General features: G+C 69.6%; 2 protein-coding genes and 1 pseudogene. 1 reads left to right on the top strand and 2 read right to left on the bottom strand.

Annotated features, from left to right (window positions below; translation table 11 throughout):
• Window positions 1-296, bottom strand: a pseudogene (locus tag QR77_RS49100) (metallophosphoesterase); the annotation flags it as partial.
• Window positions 297-425: 129 nt separating this feature from the next.
• A complete protein-coding gene (locus tag QR77_RS49095) occupies window positions 426-701 on the bottom strand; it encodes a hypothetical protein (protein WP_040024422.1) in 276 nt (91 codons plus the stop codon).
• A gap of 127 nt (window positions 702-828) precedes the next feature.
• Here QR77_RS49095 and QR77_RS25515 point away from each other — a divergent pair.
• Window positions 829-1,930: D-alanyl-D-alanine carboxypeptidase (locus QR77_RS25515; RefSeq protein WP_347359793.1), on the top strand; the 1,102-nt coding region annotated here is incomplete at its 3' end.

Raw genomic sequence — 1,930 nt, 5'->3', positions numbered from 1 at the left:
AGCGGCCGTACGGCCTCGCCGACGAGCAGCGCCAGCAGCAGGTACAGCAGCACGGCGAGCCACAGGTACCCCGGCCAGGCCAGCACCTGCTGCACCACGAACGGCGTCCCGGAACGCCCGGCGATCAGGGCCCCCACCGACAGCAGCGGCATGAGAACGGCGAGTACGGTCCCGGTCCGCCGCCAGAGGCCGCCCGGCTTCGACACGTCCCGCACCAGCCTGCGCCATACGTACCAATGCGCCAGCACCAACAGCGCGACAGCCACAAGCACGAGCAGCACGGTCACGACGACCACGGAAAGGCCCCCCTCAACGGTGTCAGCGCGCACCACGAGGCCCGCGCCCGGCAAGTGTGCCGGGCGGGGTCACGGACGGTCGGCGCGGGGGGTGCGTAGGCGCACCGCGCGGGGGCGCCGGCCGAGGCGTCAGGGGTTCGCGACCCGCTCGGTCCCGGCGGCGGCGTTCTCCGCGCGCAGAGCGCGCAGACCCCGGAACCCGATCACGCCCACCGCCGTCCCCAGGATGAAGGAAGCGATGGCCAGCAGCAGATGCACCCAGAAGTACGCGGTCGGGTTGCCCGAACCGTCGAAGGCGAGTCCGCTGGTGTCCTGCCACAGATTCTTGACGAAAGTGATCCAGATGAACCAGCTCCACACCCCGAAGGCGAGCAGGAACCAGGAGACGGGGCGGCTGAGCTTCATGGGACCAGTATCTCCGTCCCCCTCGTCCCGGTTTCGGCGGGGGGCGGAGGAGCCTCAGGGGCCTGGTCTACGCCGGGGCAAGCTGCGGGTTTCGGTATCGATGCCCACGACATGTACGTTCTCGATCGTGTCTGTTTCGAAAAAGACCGTGTTGACGGTCGCTTCCGCCGCGCTGCTGCCCATACTCTCCGCCGCGCCCTCGTGGGCGGACGACGCGCAGCCCAAGCCGCCCGCCACGATGTCGACCGTCGGGGGCGCCAGACTCGGCCAGGCAGGCACCCAGGTCGATCTCGCCGGCGGCGCCCCTGTGCTGCCGAAGGACCTGAGCGGGCGGTCCTGGATCGTGGCGGACGCGGAGTCCGGTGACGTACTGGCGGCGCACAACCCGCACTGGAGACTGGCGCCGGCCTCCACGCTGAAGATGCTGTTCGCCGACACGCTGCTGCCCAAGATCCCCTCGGCCGAGCAGCACAAGGTGACCACCGCCGATCTCGCCGGGATGGGTGAGGGCAGCAGTCTGGTCGGGGTCAAGGAGAACCTGACGTACAGCGTCCACGATCTCTGGCTCGGGGTGTTCCTGCGGTCCGGCAACGACGCGGTGCATGTGCTGTCCCAGATCAACGGCGGCATTCCCCAGACGGTCAAGGACATGCAGGCGCACGCCGACGATCTCCAGGCACTCGACACGCATGTGGTCTCGCCGGACGGGTACGACGAGCCCGGCCAGGTCTCCAGCGCGTACGACCTGACGCTGTTCGCCCGCTCCGGGATGCAGAAGAAGGACTTCCGCGAGTACTGCTCGACGGCGACGGCGCAGTTCCCCGGTGAGCAGAAGAAGGGGAAGAAGCGCGAGACCTTCGCGATCCAGAACACCGACAAACTACTGACGGGCGCGGGCGGTGTCACCCCGTACAAGGGCCTCGCAGGCGTCAAGAACGGCAGCACCACGCATGCGGGATCGACCTTCACCGGAGTCGCCGAGCGCGACAACAGGGTGCTGCTCGTCACGGTGATGAATCCGTCGTCCGACGAGAGCCAGGCCGTCTACAAGGAGGCCGCGCGCCTGCTGGACTGGGGCTTCGCCGCTTCGGGCAAGGTCAAGCCGATCGGCAAGCTGGTGGCCCCGAAGTCCGCGGCCACGGACACCGCCAAGGCGGGCGCCAAGGACGGCGCGAAGCCCTCGCAGTCGGCGGGGGCGGGTGCCGGGCGGCCGGCCGCCGCCGCGGGCA

It is taken from the genome of Streptomyces sp. 150FB (assembly GCF_000818195.1).
Lineage (GTDB): Bacteria > Actinomycetota > Actinomycetes > Streptomycetales > Streptomycetaceae > Streptomyces.
Note: the sequence above shows the minus strand (reverse complement) of the source record. Positions and strands in the feature narration are given on the sequence as shown.

Bases quoted from the DNA above. Each gene is read 5' to 3' on its own strand.
- QR77_RS49095 (WP_040024422.1), bottom strand. From the start codon at position 701: ATGAAGCTCAGCCGCCCCGTCTCCTGGTTCCTGCTCGCCTTCGGGGTG.